The organism is Pseudomonas prosekii (genome assembly GCF_900105155.1).
Classification (GTDB): domain Bacteria; phylum Pseudomonadota; class Gammaproteobacteria; order Pseudomonadales; family Pseudomonadaceae; genus Aquipseudomonas; species Aquipseudomonas prosekii.
This window is the reverse complement of sequence record NZ_LT629762.1, coordinates 2,163,753-2,181,100: the sequence shown is the minus strand read 5'-3', so window position 1 is coordinate 2,181,100 and position 17,348 is coordinate 2,163,753. Positions and strand designations below refer to the sequence as shown.

The following is a 17,348-nucleotide window of genomic DNA, read 5'->3' as shown; positions in this document are numbered from 1 at the left end:
CCAAGGGCGGAGGGAAAGGGAGCAGATCTTCGTGCTGTTCAACACCTGAGTTCGACTCGATATCCCAGGTCGATGTAACTCGAGAGGACAACTCGGTCAGTCCCCTCGCCCCTCTGGGGAGAGGGTTAGGGAGAGGGGTGGTTCTTGGGGTAAATACAATTCCTGCCCAACAAAAAACCCGCAGCCAATCACTCGGCTGCGGGTTTTTTTATAGCAGGGCTTTTACGCCCGGCGCTCGTGCATCCGCGCCAGTTGCCGCTCGAGCATCGATGGATAAGGCTCCATCAACCGCTCCACGCAGCACGCGCCTTCCGGGCTGGCGATCGGGCGGATCCGCGCACGTTGGCGGATCAAGGCGTCGTCGCTGATCTTGCGCTCCACCAGCAGCAGATTGCGGCTGTGTTGCGACAGGGCCAAGGCGTCCTGCGCCGCTTCGGTCAGCAGCAGATCAATCTGGCTCAAGCCAAACAACTCGTCACCCAGCGTCAGGCCCAGCTGCAATTGCAGCGTGATGCCACTGTCCGCGACTTCAATCTGCAACTGATGGCCCAAGGCGCGGAGCAATTCGCCGCAGCAAATTGCGTTGGTCAGGTAATCGTCGCCGCTGTCTTCGGTGTGGAACAGCATCAGCGTGCTGCCATCGTTCAGCGTGTGCAGCTCGCTTTGATACAGCGAAGCGGCCTGATCGAGGCAATCGCGATAGCGCTTGAGCAGTTCCTCAAGGCGCGTGCGCGGCAGGCGACGCAGTTGATCCTGTGCGCCCAACTGCACGGCCAACACGGCGCTGTGCTGCGGAACGTTGGAGATCACCGGTTTTGCCAGGGTTTTCGGCGCGGTATCGACGGCTACGTCGCGCAGATCGGCGAACGGGTCTTCGTCGTCATCGTCTTCAACGGTGCTGACCACCTGACGCGGAGCAGGCTTGAGGCCAGCAACCGGTTTGGTTTCGTCAAAGCTCGGATCGCGGAGGTTACGTACTTCGAAGGCTGGATCAGCCTCTTCGTCGTAATCCTCGTCATCGAATTCAGGCTCGGGCGTCGGCTCCGGTTCGGTCGGTTCCGGGGCGAAATTGGCGTGCAACTGACGCGCGAGGTCGCCGATCTCATCCTGACGCTCAGTGGCCGGGGTGTATTCGTCGATGTTGCGCAGCCACACGCGCAATTGCAGCAGCGGCGTCGAGATATGGCGACCCAGGCGCAGGCTCAAGGCCAGCGACAAGGCCAGCAGAATCGCGCTCAAAATGCCCATGCTTTGCAGGCTGATGGTCATCGGCTGCTGGAACTGATCCATGTCCAGGCTGATGCGCAGTTGCCCGGCGCTGACATCCTGGAAAGTAATCTTGCTCTCATACATGCCTTCAGCTTCGCCCAGCAGGCTGTGCTTGGGGCGCTGGCCAGACTCGGCGAGGATACGGTTATCCACGCTATAAATGGCGGCGTGGGCCACCAGTTTATTTTTCGTCAGGTTGTTGAGCAGCACGTTGAGGCTGAGGATGTCGTTGGACACCAATAGCTCAGTGGCCGAGGTGGCGGTCTGCGTGGTCAGGCTTTCGCCCAGCGCATCAGCCTGCTCGTGCATGGCCTGCTTGAACTGCAAACCCATTACACAGGCATAAATCACCAGGGCCAGAGCGACCAGGATCACGTTATGGCTGGCAATGCGCAATGCAATCGGTACACGGCGGTGGCGCAGTGCACGGAAGATCAGCAGGAAGAAGTTATCGGTTTTTACTGGCGTAGGCCGGTTCACTTGAGCTCGGCTCTTTTGTCCGTGAAGTTGACGCGCAGTATAGCGACAGGCCCTAGACCGGCAAAGCGTTGACGGTGCCCGATGGTCACTGAAAGTGGGTAGAATGCGGTTTTTTTCCACCTGCGGGGGTGCGCCTTGCGCGAAATCGTCCTGATAAACATCACGGGAGTCGACCGACCGGGTCTGACTGCGGCCATTACCGGCGTTCTGGCCCAGGGTTGTGTGAACATTCTCGACATTGGTCAGGCAGTGATCCACGACACCTTGTCGTTCGGCATCCTGGTTGAAATTCCTGACACGGAGCAAGGCAAGTCGGTGCTCAAGGACATCCTGTTCAAGGGCTATGAACTGGACCAGCAGGTGCGTTTCACCCCGGTGTCCGAAGAGGATTACCAGCAATGGGTGGGCAATCAGGGGAAAAAACGCCACATCGTTACGCTGTTGACCCGCAAAGTCACCGCCGGGCAATTGCAGGCAGTCAGTTCGATCACCGCGAAATATGGCTTGAACATCGATCACATCGATCGTTTGTCCGGGCGTATGCCGCTGGACACCCCGGCCGACAAGGGCAAGGGCTGCATCGAGTTCTCGGTGCGCGGCGAAGCGGCGGATGCACAAGCCTTGCGCGCGGAATTCCTCAGCGTTGCGCAAGAACTGAACGTCGACATCGCATTTCAGGAAGATTCGCTGTTCCGCCGCAACCGGCGTCTGGCCGTGTTCGACATGGATTCGACGCTGATCGAAGCCGAAGTCATCGACGAGCTGGCCAAGGCTGCGGGCGTGGGCGAGCAGGTTTCGGCGATCACCGAACGGGCGATGGCCGGCGAACTGGACTTCCGCGCCAGTTTCAAGGAACGCCTGGCGTTGCTCAAAGGCCTCGACGTCAGCGTGCTGGATTCAATCGGTGCTTCGCTGCGCCTGACCGAAGGCGCGGAAACGCTGTTCGCCGAACTCAAGCGTCTGGGGTACAAAACCGCAATCCTGTCCGGCGGCTTCACCTACTTCGCCAAGCAATTGCAGGCGAAACTCGGCATCGATTACGTGTTCGCCAATGAGCTGGAAGTGCTTGATGGCAAAGTCACGGGTGTCGCGGTCGAGCCGATTGTCGATGCGCAGCGCAAGGCTGATCTGCTGAAAGAATTGGCGCACAAGGAAGGTTTGCGTCTGGAGCAGACCATTGCCGTCGGCGATGGTGCCAATGACCTGCCGATGCTGGCGATTGCCGGTCTGGGCGTGGCGTTCCGCGCGAAACCGCTGGTGAAGCAGTCGGCGAAGCAAGCGATTTCCACCCTTGGGCTGGATGGCGTTTTGTATCTGCTGGGTTTCCGTGATCGTGATGGGCAGCTCTGAGATCGTGGTCGCCTAAGCGGGCCTCTGTGGCGAGGGGGCTTGCCCCCGTTGGGTCGCGAAGCGGCCCCCTGCATCCTTTCAGGCACACCGAGTTATTCGGGTTTACGCCTGGCGCGCAGCCGAACGGCGGCAAGCCCCCTCGCCACAGATGTTTTGGCAAGACTCACAACGTCTTCCACAACGAATCAAAATCCTCTTCCGCACCAATCACGCCGCTGCCTGCGGCGTTTTCGGTTCTGCTCGCTTCCAGCGATCGATAGGCGAACTGGTTGAAGCTGTTGGTGCTCGACACCCGCCGATCGAGCCCGGCGCGGCGTTCCTGGCCGTTGGTGTTGATCAGCACTTTATTGCCTTCCTGAAACGGCAGGCGCGGGGCCAGCAGCGTTGCCGGCAAATCTATCGCGCTGATCGCCGGCAACAATAATCCGCGCAAATACTGGCTGTGATCATCCCGAGTGCGCACCAGTTGCAGGCCGCAAGGCTCGGCGTACGGCGCAACCTGCTCGATGCCCATCTGCGTGCCGCCGCCACGCACCTGACGAATCCACCGCACCACGGCAATGCTCCAACCCTGGCCGGCAGCATCTTCGATGCCGACCATTTCACCGGCCTGCAACTCGGCGGGCACCGCGTCCGGCCAGGCCAGGCAATAACCGCCGGGGCTGTGATTGATCACCGGCAACGCGTAGGTCGGGAAATGCTGGTTGCGGTCGTTGGCCTCGTGATTGTCGTCATTCTCCAGGTTCGGGTATTCGATTTCCTCGTAAGGCAGCAGCGCGTCAGGGTTTTCCTGCGGCGCGGCATCGAAGGCGTGGCTCCAGTTGTCTTTGCCGGTGGCGGCCGAAGTTATCGCGGCAAATTGCGCGCGACGGCCGGCAGGGTTTTTCAGGATGTCGCTGAACGAGCGTTGCCCGCCCAGATAAAAGTGCAGCGCGCTCATGCCGACACACAGGTTCAACGTGCCATTACCGACGGTGCGCTGAAAACTGCGCTCGGCCGCCTGGCCCCACGCGGCGTGCAAGTGTTGCAACGTGTCGAGATTGAGCCCCGCTGGAATGGGCAACGTCGTGTCAGTCGGGTTGAGCAAACGCGCTTCGATGGCCGCGACCAGCGGTTGCGGATCGATCCCGAGCAAATTGGCCTGCTGTTCGGCGCGGAACTTGGTCCGGTAGCGCGGGCCGACATCCAGCTCCGGCGCCACCGCAAACAGCTCGTTGCCCTGCTTGCCGGGTTGCAGCTTGATCCAGCGGCTCCAGGGTTCCAGCACTTCGGCGAGGCGGGCGATCTGGTTCTGCCGCAGTTGATTGCAGCGCGACGCACCCAGCAGCAGGGCGGCGACGTAGGTTTGCTCGATGGTCAGTTCCGGCGTTTCGCTGGCCAGTTCATCGCGCACCTTTATATGTTGCAGCTTGTGCTGGCAGCCAATTTGATACAGCTGATGCAGCTCCAGCCACACGCCTTCCGGCACCGGGCAATACAACTGGGTCGCGCGGATCAGCGGGCCGTTCAGGCAATGGATCGCCCGTTGCAGCGCTTGGGTAAGCAGCGGCGCGCGGTCCTTGCTGAAACGCGGCGCGACGCGCAGGACGATTTGTTTGTAGCCGATGGCCAAATGGCTTTGCAGCGCCTGACACAGGTTGGCGATCTTGCGCGAACGCTCGTCGAGCACAATCGCCTGATGGAGGAAGTGCCGTTCGAGGTGTTTGCAGACGTAATACACCTCGGGCCGGAGCAATTCGAGCAATTGCAGGCGATTGTCGCTGGGCGTCAGCAGTTGGTTGAGTTCGCTCAAACCTTGATACAACTGGCGAGCGGTTTCGCCGATATTGGCTTTCGGCAGGTTGGCGATCCAGCGCTTGAGGTCGCGCGGGGTCGGTTCACAGAATGACAGGCGCGAGCCTGCGGGGATCGGGGCGCGTAGCAGCAGCGGTGATTTGGTCTCATTCATGCCGTGGAAAAACTCCAACCGGGTGATGGACGATGAATGACCTGACTGTAGCAGTTATGGCAGTGAGCAGTATTTCAACATGTGACTGGCTTTGTAGGAGCAAGGCTTGCCCGCGATGGCGTCCTTAAGATCGCCTTCGCGGGCAAGCCTCGCTCCTACAGAAGAGCGGCGAGGCTGAACTAGCGAATCAAGCGTTCGGCAAACCCAGCGCCTGGCCCATTTGCACTGGCGAGAGCGCGCCCAGGCCTTCGACCCATTTGACTTGATCCGGGCCAAACAGCACGACCGCAGTCGAACCCAGTTTGAAGCGACCCAGTTCTGCGCCTTTTTCCAGATGAATCGGCGCACGGGCCGCTTCGTCGTAGCGGAAGGTTTTCAGTTCGCGTTTCGGCGGCGTGACCAGCCCGGCCCACACGGTTTCAATCGACGCGACAATCATTGCGCCCACCAGCACCACGGCCATCGGCCCGCGCTCGGTGTCGAAAATGCACGCCACGCGCTCGTTGCGCGCGAACAGTTCCGGGACGTTTTCCGCTGTGGTCTGGTTGACCGAGAAAATCCGCCCCGGAATGTAGACCATTTCGCGCAGGGTGCCGGCCAGCGGCATGTGCACGCGGTGGTAGTCCTTCGGCGACAGGTAAATAGTCGCGAAATCGCCGCCCATGAACGGCGCAGCATTCGCCGCATCACCGCCGAGCAGTTCCAGCACGCTGAAACTGTGGCCCTTGGCCTGGAACACGCGACCGTGTTCAATCGGGCCGAGTTGGCTGACCGCGCCGTCGGCCGGGCTGAGGATCGCGCCCGGGGTTTCGTCGAGTGGGCGCGCGCCGTCCTTCAAGGCACGGGTGAAAAATGCGTTGAAATGCTCGTAGGCGGTCAGGTCTTCGACCAGTGCCTGGGACATGTCAACCTGGTAACGCTTGGCGAACCACGCGGTGAACGCATTCTTGAACCAGCGCACGCGGCATTCGGCGACGCAGCCGGCCAGTCGCGAGAGCAAGTGGTGAGGCAGCAGGTATTGGCTGAGGATAAACAGACGCTTGTTCATTAACTGTCCTTGAAAAACTTAAATCTCTACGGGCGTGTCGGGATGGTTGCCCCATTCGCCCCAGGAGCCGGCGTAGCCTTTGACCCGCGGATAACCGAGGGATTTGGCCACTAGATAAGTGAAGCCAGACCGGTGATGAGTCTGGCAGTGAGTGATGATTTCTTTGTCCTTGGTGATCCCGAGCTGTTCGAGGATCTGCGGCATGTCGCTGCGGATGCGCAGGTTGCGCGCCTGATCCATGCCGGCGGTCCATTCAAAATTGATCGCGCCCGGAATGTGCCCGGCCTTGGCGGCGAGGGCTTTTTCGCCGGAAAACTCCAGCGGCCCGCGGGCGTCCCAGATTGCCAGGTCGGCAGCACCGAGGCGGCTTTGCAAGTATTCGCGGGTGGCGGTCGGTTCGTCGTGCAGCGTCAGCTTCACCGGGCCACCGACGGCGGGCGGGATCTGAATCGACATCGGCATGCCTGCGGCCAGCCAGGCTGGCAGGCCACCGTCCAGGTAGTGGTATTTGCTGTGCCCGATCACATCCAGCAACCAGATGAACCGTCCGGCCCAACCGCCACCTTCATCGTCATACACCACGTAAACCGCGTCGGGATTGTGCCCCAGTTCGCCAAACAAGGCTTCGAGCGCGGCTTTCGGCGGCATCAGGCCGGGCGCCGGAGGTTGGCCCAGTTGCGTGCGTTTGGGATCGACAAAACGCGCGCCGGGCAGGTGACCTTCGGTGTAGCGGGCGCTGCTGGTCAGGTCGACCAGAATCAATTCGCCGGCGTCGAGACGCGGGAGCAAGTCGCTCGGCTCGATCACCAGCGGCAAGCCAGAGAAGTCAGACATGTGAGGTCTCCAGAGCACAAAGGGAGGGATTGTAGCGCAGGGTCATTGGCCGCGGGTGCTAAAGCTATGCAGGGCTTTTTCGATGCACTGCGCGGTTTTGCCGAACGCCTGCACGGTAATTTCCGAGAACTGCCCGCCACCCTGGTCCGCCACCACAATCATGATCACCCGGCCATTATTGACCAGTGACCGCAGCAGCAAGTGTTCGCCGCTGAACTGGGCGCGCAGGCTGGCGGGTAGCAACGCCGAGAATTGCGCATTGTTGGCCGGGGTGATGCGCACTTGCGCCTGCTGCGAAAGCAGACGCTGCAACACGCTGCTTTGGCTGACCTGGAAATTCAGCCCGGCAGCTTCTTTGGGCAGGCCCGCCGTTTGATGCACGCGCAGATTGGCGTGGGTGCGATCGGTCATCAAAATCATCACTCGACGCATGCCGCACGCGACCAGCGCATCGCGGGCGGACGTGGTCAGGTGCATCGCGTTGGTGAACCGACTCGGCTCGACCAGCAGTTCGGCGCATTGTTTGCGCCACTTGCTCAGGTCTTCCGCGTTCGGTGCCGGCGCGGGCAGCAAACCGGCGTGAACCCGATTTGTCCCCCACGGCCACAGCAGCGAAACTGCCGGGTGCCAGAGGTCCGGCATCGCATGCTGGCGGGCGCTGTTGGCGGCTTGCTGGTGCAATTGTTGTTGCACCTCATCCATCGAAATTTGCAGGTATAGCCCGGTGAGGAACTGCCAGCGCTGACTGTGCGGGCCGTCCCAGGATTGCTGCGCCGACAGCGCCAGGCCGTTGGCCAGCAACACGGTGTTGGCCGGTTGGTTGAGCCAGCGACGCAGGGTCGGGTCGTCGTCCAGGCGATTTTGCTGGCGCAGCGGATGCTCGCTGTCGCGGGCGATGCGCAGCACTTTCACCAGTTCGCGTTGCTCGGTGAGTAGCAGCCGATAACCCTGCTGCACCCAGATCGGCAGCCGCCACAAATCAACCAAAGCGAGGCAGATATCCAGCAAACGCACGCCGAATAATTGTTTCTCGACTGTGCGCGCCGACTCGCCTTTATGGATGACGCGCAGTTCCCATTCCTCCAGCAACTTCGGCTGGGCCAGCGCCATCGGCCACAGCGGCGAGAGAAACAGCAGGCTGCCCCAATGAATGTCCTGCCACAGCCGCGCGAGGCGACCGGCGAAAAAACCGTTGGCCTGTTGGGTCGCGTGCTGGCTGATCAACTGCAACTGGCGCAGGGCATGCGGGATCGCCGATTGCGCTTCGGTGGGCAGGCGATCAAGCAGTTCTTCGGTGCGCTTCAAACCGAGACGATTGATCGCCACTTCAAGGTTTTCCGCGGGCTCGGTCATGCTGCCGTGGGTGTGGCGATTGGCCTCGCGGATCACGCTCAAGGCCAGGGCCGGGCTGTTCTGCATCAAATCGGCAATCTCGCGCAACGAGCTGCGATTATTGCGGATGGCTTTGCAGACGCGCTCGTGACTCTCAAGCGGAACCGGCAGGCGCACGCCGTCGAGAAGCTTGATCCAGCCTTCGAGCGTGGTCGGTTTTACCGCTGCAATATTGGTTTCATTAGCCATGGCTGGACGGGATCATCGTTGGCTGAATACACGCCCGGCGCGGGCTAAATTGGCTTTTCGCCTCAACGGGCTATAGTCTGGCGCAGTTTTGCCGATAAGTAGAAGAAGAGATTTTTTAACTTCCGAATATGACCTTGAACCCGACTCAGTAAGTGCTCCCCTACCTATGGCTAAAATAATCGGCATCATCGTCGTATTCGCGAGCGTGCTCGGCGGATACGTGCTTTCTCACGGCAAAATCGCCGCCCTGATCCAGCCCTTCGAGGTGATGATTATCGGCGGTGCGGCACTGGGTGCATTCCTCCAGGCCAACCCCGGTTATATGACCATGCACGTGCTCAAGAAATCCCTGAGCATGTTCAGTTCGCGTTTCAGCCACACCTTCTATCTGGAAGTGCTGGGCCTGATCTACGAGATCCTCAACAAGAGCCGCCGCGAAGGCATGATGGCCATCGAAGGCGACATCGAAGACGCCGCTGCGAGCCCGATTTTCGCCAAGTACCCGACCGTCATAAAAGACGAACGCATGACCGCGTTCATCTGTGATTACCTGCGCATCATGTCGTCCGGCAACATGGCGCCGCACGAGCTCGAAGGTCTGTTCGACATGGAGCTTTACAGCCTCAAGGAAGACCTCGAGCACCCGTCTCACGCGGTAAACGGCATCGCCGACGCCATGCCGGGTTTCGGTATTGTGGCGGCAGTTTTGGGCATCGTCGTGACCATGGCTTCGCTGGGCGAAGGCGACCAGGCGGCCATCGGCATGCACGTCGGCGCGGCGCTCGTCGGTACTTTCTTCGGTATTCTCGCGGCGTACGGTTTCTTCGGCCCGCTGGCCACCTCCCTGGCACACGATGCCAAGGAAGAACTGAACATCTACGAAGCCATCAAGGCGTCGCTGGTGGCTTCGGCCTCCGGCATGCCGCCATCGTTGGCGGTAGAGTTCGGCCGCAAGGTTCTGTACCCGGCGCACCGCCCAAGTTTCGCTGAGCTGGAACAAGCGGTTCGCGGGCGTTAAGTCATGGAAAATAACCAGCCGATAATCATCAAGCGCATCAAGCGCATCGCCGGCGGGCACCACGGCGGCGCGTGGAAAATTGCCTTTGCTGACTTCGCGACGGCAATGATGGCGTTCTTCCTGGTGTTGTGGCTGCTGTCCACCGCGACACCGGAACAGAAGATCGCCATCGCCGGTTACTTCAAAGACCCGGTCGGCTTTTCCGAAAGCGGCACGCCGTACATCATCGATCTGGGCGGCACGCCGACCCTGGCGCCGGATAACACACTCAACCCCGAGGTGAAATCCCAGCCGCAACCGGACAAAGTCACGGCCGACACCGATCAGGTCGAAGGCATGGCCGAGCAGGTCGAGAAAGAACGTCTGGAATTGCTGCTGCAAGAACTGCAGAACAAGGTCGACGAGAACCCGCAACTGCAGAAGTTCAAGGATCAGATCCTGTTCGAAATCACCCCGAACGGCTTGCGCATCCAGATCATGGACGCCGATAACCGGCCGATGTTCGACTCGGGCTCGGCGCGGCTGAAACCGTATTTCGAAGATATTTTGCTGGCCATGGCCGACACCATTAAAGCGGTGCCGAACAAGGTCAGCATCAGCGGCCACACCGACGCCAAGCCATACATCGGCACCGGCGATTTCGGTAACTGGGAATTGTCCGCCAACCGCGCCAACGCCGCCCGCCGCGCGCTGGTCGCCGGCAGCTATCCGGAGTCGCAAGTGGCGCGCGTGGTCGGTTATGCCTCGTCGGCGCTGTTTGATCGGGAGAATCCGTTTAATCCGGTGAACCGCCGTATCGACATTGTGGTGTTGACGAAGAGGGCTCAAACGGCGATTGAAGGCGCGCAAGGTGCGGACCCTTCGGCGATTCCGGGGCAGGGCGCACCCGGTGAAGCGCCGGGCACGCCAGCCACGCCGGTGGACCCGAACGCGTTACCGGCGGACAAGCAACCGGTGCCGGCGCATGAGGTTCGGGAGCGTCTGAATTTGTTTGACGACGTGGCACCGAAGCCGGGTGACCCGGCGAAACCGGCGGAAGCGCCGGCGCAGTGATCGAAGAAGCCGACAGCGATGTCGGCTTTTTTCTGCGCTTGATTCCGTGTAGGTGAACGCAACTCCAACTGTAGGAGTGAGCCTGCTCGCGATAGCTCTCTACAAGCCGACTTGGTTCTCCCAGATGTCCACAGATCCAATTGTGGGAGCGAGCTTGCTCGCGATAGCTTTCTATCAGCCAACTTGTTCTTGTCGGGTGTACATATCCATTTCTGCGGTCACGGCGGCATTGGGTTTCGCTTTTACAGCGAGTCACTTTCGAGAAGCGCGAAAGTAACCAAAGCGCTCTTGCCCCTTTCGTTCGGTGCCTCGCCCAGGCTCGGCATGCCCTCGCTCCGGTCCTGCTCCGTGGGCCCGCCGCCATCGGCCATCCCTGGCCGGGGGCGGCTAACCCGGCATCCTTGCCGGGTTGCCCACTGCGCAGAACCTGCGCTCGGCCTCACGAGGGGGCGGGCACCGCAACTGCGTCGCGAGGCGGCCTGATAGCCGACCTGTTCTCGCGGCTGTGCGCAATCCCTGTAGGAGTGAGCCTGCTCGCGATAGCTCTCTACCAGCCGACCTCTTTCTCTCAGATGTACAAAAATCCAATGTGGGAGCGAGCCTGCTCGCGATAGCCCTCTACCAGCCGACCTCTTTCTCTCAGATGTACAAAAATCCAAATGTGGGAGCGAGCTTGCTCGCGATTGCGGCCTGACAGCCAACTTGTTTGGGTCAGGTGTACATATTTATGACAGCGGTATCAGCCGCTTCCAGTTTCAATCGCTGCGCCTATATCCCACTCGCCTCAAAACCCCCGACGTATCCGGTTCTTAAGCTCAGCATGAAACCGATCCGCATTGCTCTTGTTAAACAACCTCGCCGACTCAGTGCCACTGACAGACTCAAGTGCAATCGAGCGGTTATGGCTCACCTCGCGGTGATACTCATCAATGAAAAAATCAATGTCGGCCCCCTGAACCAGCTTCGGCCATTTATCCAGATATTCCGGCAGTTCGCTGTTCCCGGTCTTGAACGAGCAAATCCGCCGATTGCTGATGGTCGCTGCACCGATTTCAAACGGCACCCACCACGATTGCGCGGTTTTGTCCGAGACCACGGCGAGCAAGTGCGTGCATTCGGTGATGTTGCGGGTGATGACGGTGGTGATGTCGTCGGTGGTTTGCGATTCCGCGTCGAGCACGTCGAGATAGGTTTTGATGCCGGCGCGTTTCAGGCGTTCGTTGAGGGCGATGGCTTGTGGGCGGTCGGTGTGGCGGTAGCTGATAAAGACGGGCATCAGAAGTGTCCCTTGAGTGCGAGTTCGCGGTAGTAGGCGCCGAGTGCGGTGAGGCGGCAGCCGGTTGAGTTGATGGCGGCGTAGTACATGTGCTCGGCTTCCACCGGTTCGATCAGGCTGTGGCGGTTGCACTTTTGCAGTTGCGCGAAGACTTCGCCGTGGTCGGGGTCGAAGCTCGGTTCGGTCGGTTCGTAGCTTGGGTCGAGGGCGAAGTTTGATTCGGCCTCGGCGAACCATTCGGGCAATTTGCGCAGGATTTCCTTGGGGATCAGCGGCGACACTTCCCGCAACGAGATGAATTGCGAAACGTTGGTTTTGAACACCGGGCGCTGTTCCCAGGCGTCGAGGGCGTTGTCGACGAACGCGTAAAGGCTGCCGGGGGTGATCTTGCCGAGGATGTTCGCCGCGCCGCCGTGCAACGCCTGCAGCAGCAAACGGGTGAACACGCCGTGCCCGCCGCCCTCCAGCGCCGATTCCTCTTTCTTGCACGCGGTAAGGATGGTCATGCCTTCGCCCACCACGCTGCTTTCACTGCGCAGCGCGCGGATTTCACCCGCCGAGCCGCCCTGGCAGCAATCGAGAATGATCACTTTGTTTTTGATTTGTACCGCTTTCGAAGCCCAATTGAGGATGTCGCTGATGCGAATGCCATCGCGTGCAGTGCGGTAGTCCTGCGGGACCAGCATGCCTTCGTCGGTGTCGTCATCGAAAACCCCATGACCGGCGAAATACAGCAGCGCCACGTTGCAATCGCCGGAGAACAGTTCGCGGATCTGATCTTCGAGTTTTCCACGGCCCAGGTGATCCTCGGCAGAGGTCAGCACCACGTTCTTGAAGTTTGGGTCGCCGTTGGCGTCGGTTTTCAGCACCGAAGCCATCGCCATGGCGTCGGCGTTGCAGCCGCTCAAAGAGGAAATGTGCGTGTAATTATTAATGCCGATGAACAGTCCCTTGCGCATCGTCACACCGCCGTTTGCGCGCGAATCGCGCTGACGATGCTGGCGGTGTTCCACGCGCACTCGGCGTGAGCGGCGTTGCGCACCACGGCGGAAATCCTTTCGGCACCGAACGGCTTGATCGCGATGATTACCTTGCCCATGCGTTGGGCGATCTCGATTTCCTTGTTGATCCACTTGCTGTAACTGGCGTACATGCCGGCCATGATCAACACGGCGGAGCACGGGCGGATTTTGTTTTCGATGGCTTCGGTCAACTGCTTGTCGGTGCGCGCGCCGACGATCGGGTTATGTGGCGGAACGGAGAAATTCTTGAAAGTGAACGTGGGGTGGGCGGTTAACAGGCTCACCAGTTTGTCGTGGGCGTCGGAGTAGTTCCACGAGTGGCTGATGAACAAATGATAGGTTTGCATGGCTGTCCCTCGGTGTCGCCAAAGAGCGAAGAGGGCTTGAATGTAGGGCGTTGCGTGGAGGTCACAAGACCTTGGGCGATAAACAAAAAAGCCCTACACGCGAGCGTGCGCAGGCCTTACAGAGAAGTCTGACGTTTAATACGAAGGGGATTTTGTAAGAGGGCGCAGATGAACCGCAGCCCGATTGAGTCGGGCTGCGGTTGCGTCTGTTTAGTAGCTGCTTTCCGGCAGACTGGCGATGATCGAGCGGTAGCTGTTCATCCGTTGCTGTTGCACGCGGCCTTCTTCCAGCGCCTTGAGCAGGGCACAACCGGGTTCGCGGTCGTGTTTGCAGTCGCGGAAGCGGCAGGTGCCGATCAAGTCGTTGAACTCGATGAAACCGGCTTCGACGTCGGCACGGCTGACGTGGCCGAGGCCGAATTCGCGGATACCCGGGGAGTCGATCAACTCACCGCCACCGGGGAAGTGGAACAGCCGCGCGGTGGTCGTGGTGTGCGTGCCTTGGCCGGACAGCTCGGACAACGGGCCGACGCGGGTTTCGACTTCCGGCAGCAGGCTGTTGACCAGCGATGACTTGCCGACGCCGGACTGACCAACGAACACACTGATGCGCCCGTCGAGTTGTTCCTGCAGTTGTTCCATGCCGTTGCCGTGATGCGCCGACACTTCCAGCACCGGATAACCCAGCGTGCGGTATACCGCGAGCAAGGCATTCAGCGCGGGGGCGTTCTGCTCATCGATCAAATCGAATTTGTTCAGCAGCAGCAGCGGACGAATCCCGGCGTGCTCGGCGGCAACCAGATATCGGTCGATCAGGTTGGCGTGCGGCTCGGGCAGCGGCGCGAAGACAATCACGATCATGTCGACGTTGGCGGCAACCGGCTTGAGCTGGCCACGGCTGTCCGGGCGGCAGAGTTCGGTTTTGCGCGGCAATTGCGCGACGATGACGCCAATGCCCTGGTTGCCGGCACGCCAGACCACCTGATCGCCGGTCACCAGCGCAGGCAGGTTGGCGCGCAAGTGACAGCGGAACACCTCACCAGCCAGCTCGCCTTCGAGCGCTTCGACTTCGACCTGCACACCAAAGTGCGCGATCACCAGGCCGGTCTGTTCCGGGCCCAGGTCGCCGCCCTCAAGTGCCTCGACGGCCGAGGACTCGCGTTTGGCGGCGCGGGCAGCGCGCTCGCCCTGAATTTTTTCGATGCGCCAGTTTTGACGACGATTGAGTTGGCGTTTGGCCATGGGTGTTCCGTATCAAGAATGCAGCGATTAGGTAAAACGGCCGCGAGTTTAGCACGCCCCGCCGGTTGCCTAGGCTAAACTGCGCAGCATTGCCTAGGAGCCGACACATGCAAAACCCGCAGAATCTGATCTGGATCGACCTGGAAATGACCGGTCTGAACCCTGATACCGACGTCATCATCGAGATGGCGACCATTGTCACCGACAGTGACTTGAACACGTTGGCCGAAGGTCCGGTGATCGCCATTCATCACAGCGACGCGATTCTCGCTGGCATGGATGAGTGGAATACCCGCCAGCACGGCGGCTCGGGCCTGACCCAACGAGTGCGCGACAGCCGCATCAGCATGGCTGAAGCCGAAGCCGAGACCATCGCGTTTCTCGAGAAGTGGGTGCCGAAGGGCAAGTCGCCGATTTGCGGCAACAGCATCTGCCAGGACCGGCGCTTCCTTTATACGCACATGAAATCCCTGGAAAGTTACTTCCATTACCGCAACCTCGACGTGTCGACGCTCAAAGAGCTGGCCGCACGCTGGGCGCCGGACGTGCGCGACAGCTTCCAGAAGGGCAGCACCCACTTGGCGCTGGACGACATCCGCGAGTCGATCGCCGAGCTGCAGCATTACCGCAAGCATTTCATCAAGTTCTGATCCTACGCGGAACATTGTGGCGAGGGGGCTTGCCCCCGTTCGGCTGCGAAGCAGTCGTAAAACCTGAGAATGCGGTGTGACTGACGGAATGCAGGGGAGCGCTTCGCACTCCGACGGGGGCAAGCCCCCTCGCCACAGGAAGTGGGCGAATGGCGCTTGCCCTCTTCTGGTGCGCCCCCGAAATGGCTAGACTGCGCGCCTTCCTGCCAGGACCGCCGCCATGTTGCTGATGCTCTATCTGATCGCCATCACCGCCGAAGCCATGACCGGCGCGCTGTCTGCCGGCCGTCGCGGCATGGACTGGTTTGGCGTGGTGCTGATTGCGTGCGTTACCGCGCTCGGCGGCGGTTCGGTACGCGACGTGCTGCTCGGCCACTACCCGCTGACGTGGGTCAAACACCCGGAATACCTGATCCTGACCTCGGTCGCAGCGATGTTCACGGTGTTTGCCGCGCGTTGGATGCGCCACCTGCGCTCGCTGTTTCTGGTGCTCGACGCCGTCGGCCTAGTGGCGTTTACCCTGATCGGCTGCATGACCGCGCTTGAAATGGGCCACGGCATGTTGGTGGCGTCGGTCAGCGGCGTGATCACCGGAGTATTCGGCGGCATCCTGCGCGACATCTTCTGCAACGACATCCCGCTGATCTTCCGCCGCGAGCTCTACGCCAGCGTCTCGTTTGCAGCGGCGTGGTGCTACATGTTGTGCATTTACCTGCAAATGCCCGGCGAGCAGGCGATTCTGGTCACCTTGTTTGGCGGGTTCCTGCTGCGCCTGCTGGCAATCCGCTTTCACTGGGAAATGCCCAAATTCGTCTACAACGACGAAGCCTGACGCCACCTCCGTCCCGGTAGCAGCTGCCGAAGGCTGCGTCCGGCTGCGAAGCAGTCGTCAATATTCAAATATCGCGCGAGTCCTGCGGCCTCGAACGCAGCCTTCGGCAGCTGCTACATGAGGCCGTGTTGTTTGGGCTCACTCGACATGTTCGAGAACCAGCGGCGCTTTGAGTTCAGGCGTACTGGATGGCGCACCACTAAGCCTGACGCCAACTCCGTACCTGTAGCAGCTGCCGAAGGCTGCGTCCGGCTGCGAAGCAGTCGTCAATATTCAAATATCGCGCGAGTCCTGCGGCCTCGAACGCAGCCTTCGGCAGCTGCTATATGAGGCCGTGTTGTTTGAGGGCCCATTCGACGTGTTCGCGGACCAGTTCTGACGGATATTCGCGCCGCGCCTTCAACGCCTCCAGCACCGGAATGCTCGATGGCGCGTTGCCCAAACCCACCGCCAGATTGCGCAACCAGCGCTCATAACCGGCGCGACGTAGCGGCGAACCCTCGGTGCTGCTGAGAAAGCGCTCCTCGTCCCACATAAACAGTTCGGCCAATTCGGCGTTGTCGAGATTGTGCCGTGGCTTGAAATCGCTTTCGCCGGTCGGGCGGGCGAAGCGGTTCCACGGGCAGACGATCTGGCAGTCATCGCAGCCGAATACCCGATTACCGATCAGCGGCCGCAATTCTTCCGGGATTGCGCTTTTCAGTTCGATGGTCAGGTACGAAATGCAGCGTCGGGCGTCGAGCACGTAAGGGCCGACGAACGCGTTGGTCGGGCAAATGTCCAGGCACGCGGTGCAGCGGCCGCAGTGTTCGGTGGCGTGGGGTGGGTCCTCGGGCAACGGCAGGTCGACGAACAATTCGCTGAGGAAGAAATAACTCCCGGCCTTGCGGTTCAACACCAAGGTGTTTTTGCCGATCCAGCCCAGCCCGGCCTTCTCCGCGATGGCTTTTTCCAGCACCGGGGCGCTGTCGACAAAGGCGCGATAACCGAACGGGCCGATGACCGCTTGAATTTTTTCTGCGAGTTGTTGCACGCGTTTACGGATCAATTTGTGGTAATCGCGGCCCAAGGCATAACGCGATACGTAGGCTTTCTCCGGTTGGGCGAGCAATTGCGCCATTTGCGTGTCGCCGGGCAGGTAGTCCATGCGCAGCGAAACTACCCGCAACGTGCCGGGCACCAGTTCTTCCGGGTGCGAGCGTTTGCTGCCATGGGCGCCCATGTACTCCATTTCGCCGTGGTAGCCGGCTTCGAGCCAGCGCTGCAGATGCTGTTCATGCTCGGCAAGGTCCAGGCCGCTGATGCCGACTTGCTGAAAGCCCAGCTCGCGGCCCCAGTCCTTGATGGATTGGGCGAGGGCGGGCAGGTCTGTGGTAATAGCGGGCATGAGACGAGAGA

Annotated in this window: 15 protein-coding genes; 5 read left to right on the top strand and 10 right to left on the bottom strand. The window is 60.5% G+C overall.

What is annotated here, in order from left to right:
• Positions 1–222: 222 nt before the first annotated feature.
• Positions 223–1,749: an AhpA/YtjB family protein gene (locus tag BLU01_RS09990; RefSeq protein ID WP_092274180.1), complete on the bottom strand. Its 1,527-nt coding sequence runs from the start codon at positions 1,747–1,749 to the stop codon at positions 223–225.
• A 135-nt stretch (positions 1,750–1,884) separates the two neighbouring features.
• On the opposite strand from BLU01_RS09990, the gene serB reads away from it, so the two are divergent.
• Entirely contained in the window at positions 1,885–3,099 is a 1,215-nt protein-coding gene (gene serB / locus BLU01_RS09985) for a phosphoserine phosphatase SerB (protein ID WP_092274177.1), read from the top strand.
• Between the two features lie 163 nt (positions 3,100–3,262).
• On the opposite strand, the gene BLU01_RS09980 is transcribed toward serB, so the two are convergent.
• The 4 genes from BLU01_RS09980 to BLU01_RS09965 all read right to left on the bottom strand — a co-directional run bounded on the left by BLU01_RS09980 (position 3,263) and on the right by BLU01_RS09965 (position 8,510).
• The gene (locus BLU01_RS09980) at positions 3,263–5,047 is read right to left on the bottom strand and encodes a molecular chaperone (protein WP_092274174.1); all 1,785 of its coding nucleotides are present in this window, start codon (positions 5,045–5,047) and stop codon (positions 3,263–3,265) included.
• A 187-nt stretch (positions 5,048–5,234) separates the two neighbouring features.
• Positions 5,235–6,095, bottom strand: coding sequence for an archaetidylserine decarboxylase (gene asd / locus BLU01_RS09975; RefSeq protein WP_092274171.1), 861 nt, complete (start codon positions 6,093–6,095; stop codon positions 5,235–5,237).
• A gap of 18 nt (positions 6,096–6,113) precedes the next feature.
• Positions 6,114–6,929 carry a thiosulfate sulfurtransferase gene (gene rhdA, locus BLU01_RS09970; RefSeq protein WP_092274168.1) on the bottom strand — a complete coding sequence of 272 codons (816 nt, stop codon included), beginning with the start codon at positions 6,927–6,929 and terminating at the stop codon, positions 6,114–6,116.
• A gap of 42 nt (positions 6,930–6,971) precedes the next feature.
• Positions 6,972–8,510: an HDOD domain-containing protein gene (locus BLU01_RS09965; RefSeq protein WP_092274165.1), complete on the bottom strand. Its 1,539-nt coding sequence runs from the start codon at positions 8,508–8,510 to the stop codon at positions 6,972–6,974.
• A 166-nt stretch (positions 8,511–8,676) separates the two neighbouring features.
• Between BLU01_RS09965 and motA the strand changes: the two genes are divergently transcribed.
• Entirely contained in the window at positions 8,677–9,528 is an 852-nt protein-coding gene (gene motA / locus BLU01_RS09960) for a flagellar motor stator protein MotA (RefSeq protein ID WP_092274162.1), read from the top strand.
• 3 nt (positions 9,529–9,531) lie between these two features.
• On the top strand, positions 9,532–10,581 hold the full coding sequence (motB, locus tag BLU01_RS09955) for a flagellar motor protein MotB (protein ID WP_092274159.1): 1,050 nt from the start codon (positions 9,532–9,534) through the stop codon (positions 10,579–10,581).
• Positions 10,582–11,365: 784 nt separating this feature from the next.
• On the opposite strand, the gene BLU01_RS09950 is transcribed toward motB, so the two are convergent.
• The 4 genes from BLU01_RS09950 to rsgA all read right to left on the bottom strand — a co-directional run bounded on the left by BLU01_RS09950 (position 11,366) and on the right by rsgA (position 14,468).
• The gene (locus BLU01_RS09950) at positions 11,366–11,857 is read right to left on the bottom strand and encodes a toll/interleukin-1 receptor domain-containing protein (RefSeq protein ID WP_092274156.1); all 492 of its coding nucleotides are present in this window, start codon (positions 11,855–11,857) and stop codon (positions 11,366–11,368) included.
• Complete coding sequence (locus BLU01_RS09945; protein ID WP_092274153.1) at positions 11,857–12,816, bottom strand: caspase family protein; 960 nt, start codon at positions 12,814–12,816, stop codon at positions 11,857–11,859. The genes BLU01_RS09950 and BLU01_RS09945 overlap by 1 nt, the downstream gene beginning before the upstream one ends.
• A 2-nt stretch (positions 12,817–12,818) precedes the next feature.
• Positions 12,819–13,226, bottom strand: coding sequence for a TIR domain-containing protein (locus BLU01_RS09940; RefSeq protein ID WP_092274150.1), 408 nt, complete (start codon positions 13,224–13,226; stop codon positions 12,819–12,821).
• 210 nt (positions 13,227–13,436) lie between these two features.
• Positions 13,437–14,468 carry a small ribosomal subunit biogenesis GTPase RsgA gene (gene rsgA / locus BLU01_RS09935; protein WP_028621995.1) on the bottom strand — a complete coding sequence of 344 codons (1,032 nt, stop codon included), beginning with the start codon at positions 14,466–14,468 and terminating at the stop codon, positions 13,437–13,439.
• 107 nt (positions 14,469–14,575) lie between these two features.
• On the opposite strand from rsgA, the gene orn reads away from it, so the two are divergent.
• Both orn and BLU01_RS09925 read left to right on the top strand, forming a co-directional pair.
• Positions 14,576–15,118, top strand: a complete 543-nt coding sequence (orn, locus tag BLU01_RS09930; RefSeq protein ID WP_054053345.1) for an oligoribonuclease — start codon at positions 14,576–14,578, stop codon at positions 15,116–15,118.
• Positions 15,119–15,338: 220 nt separating this feature from the next.
• On the top strand, positions 15,339–15,950 hold the full coding sequence (locus BLU01_RS09925) for a trimeric intracellular cation channel family protein (RefSeq protein ID WP_092274147.1): 612 nt from the start codon (positions 15,339–15,341) through the stop codon (positions 15,948–15,950).
• A gap of 322 nt (positions 15,951–16,272) precedes the next feature.
• Here the strand turns inward: BLU01_RS09925 and queG are convergent, their stop codons facing one another.
• A complete protein-coding gene (queG, locus tag BLU01_RS09920; protein ID WP_092274144.1) occupies positions 16,273–17,337 on the bottom strand; it encodes a tRNA epoxyqueuosine(34) reductase QueG in 1,065 nt (354 codons plus the stop codon).
• Positions 17,338–17,348: the final 11 nt, after the last annotated feature.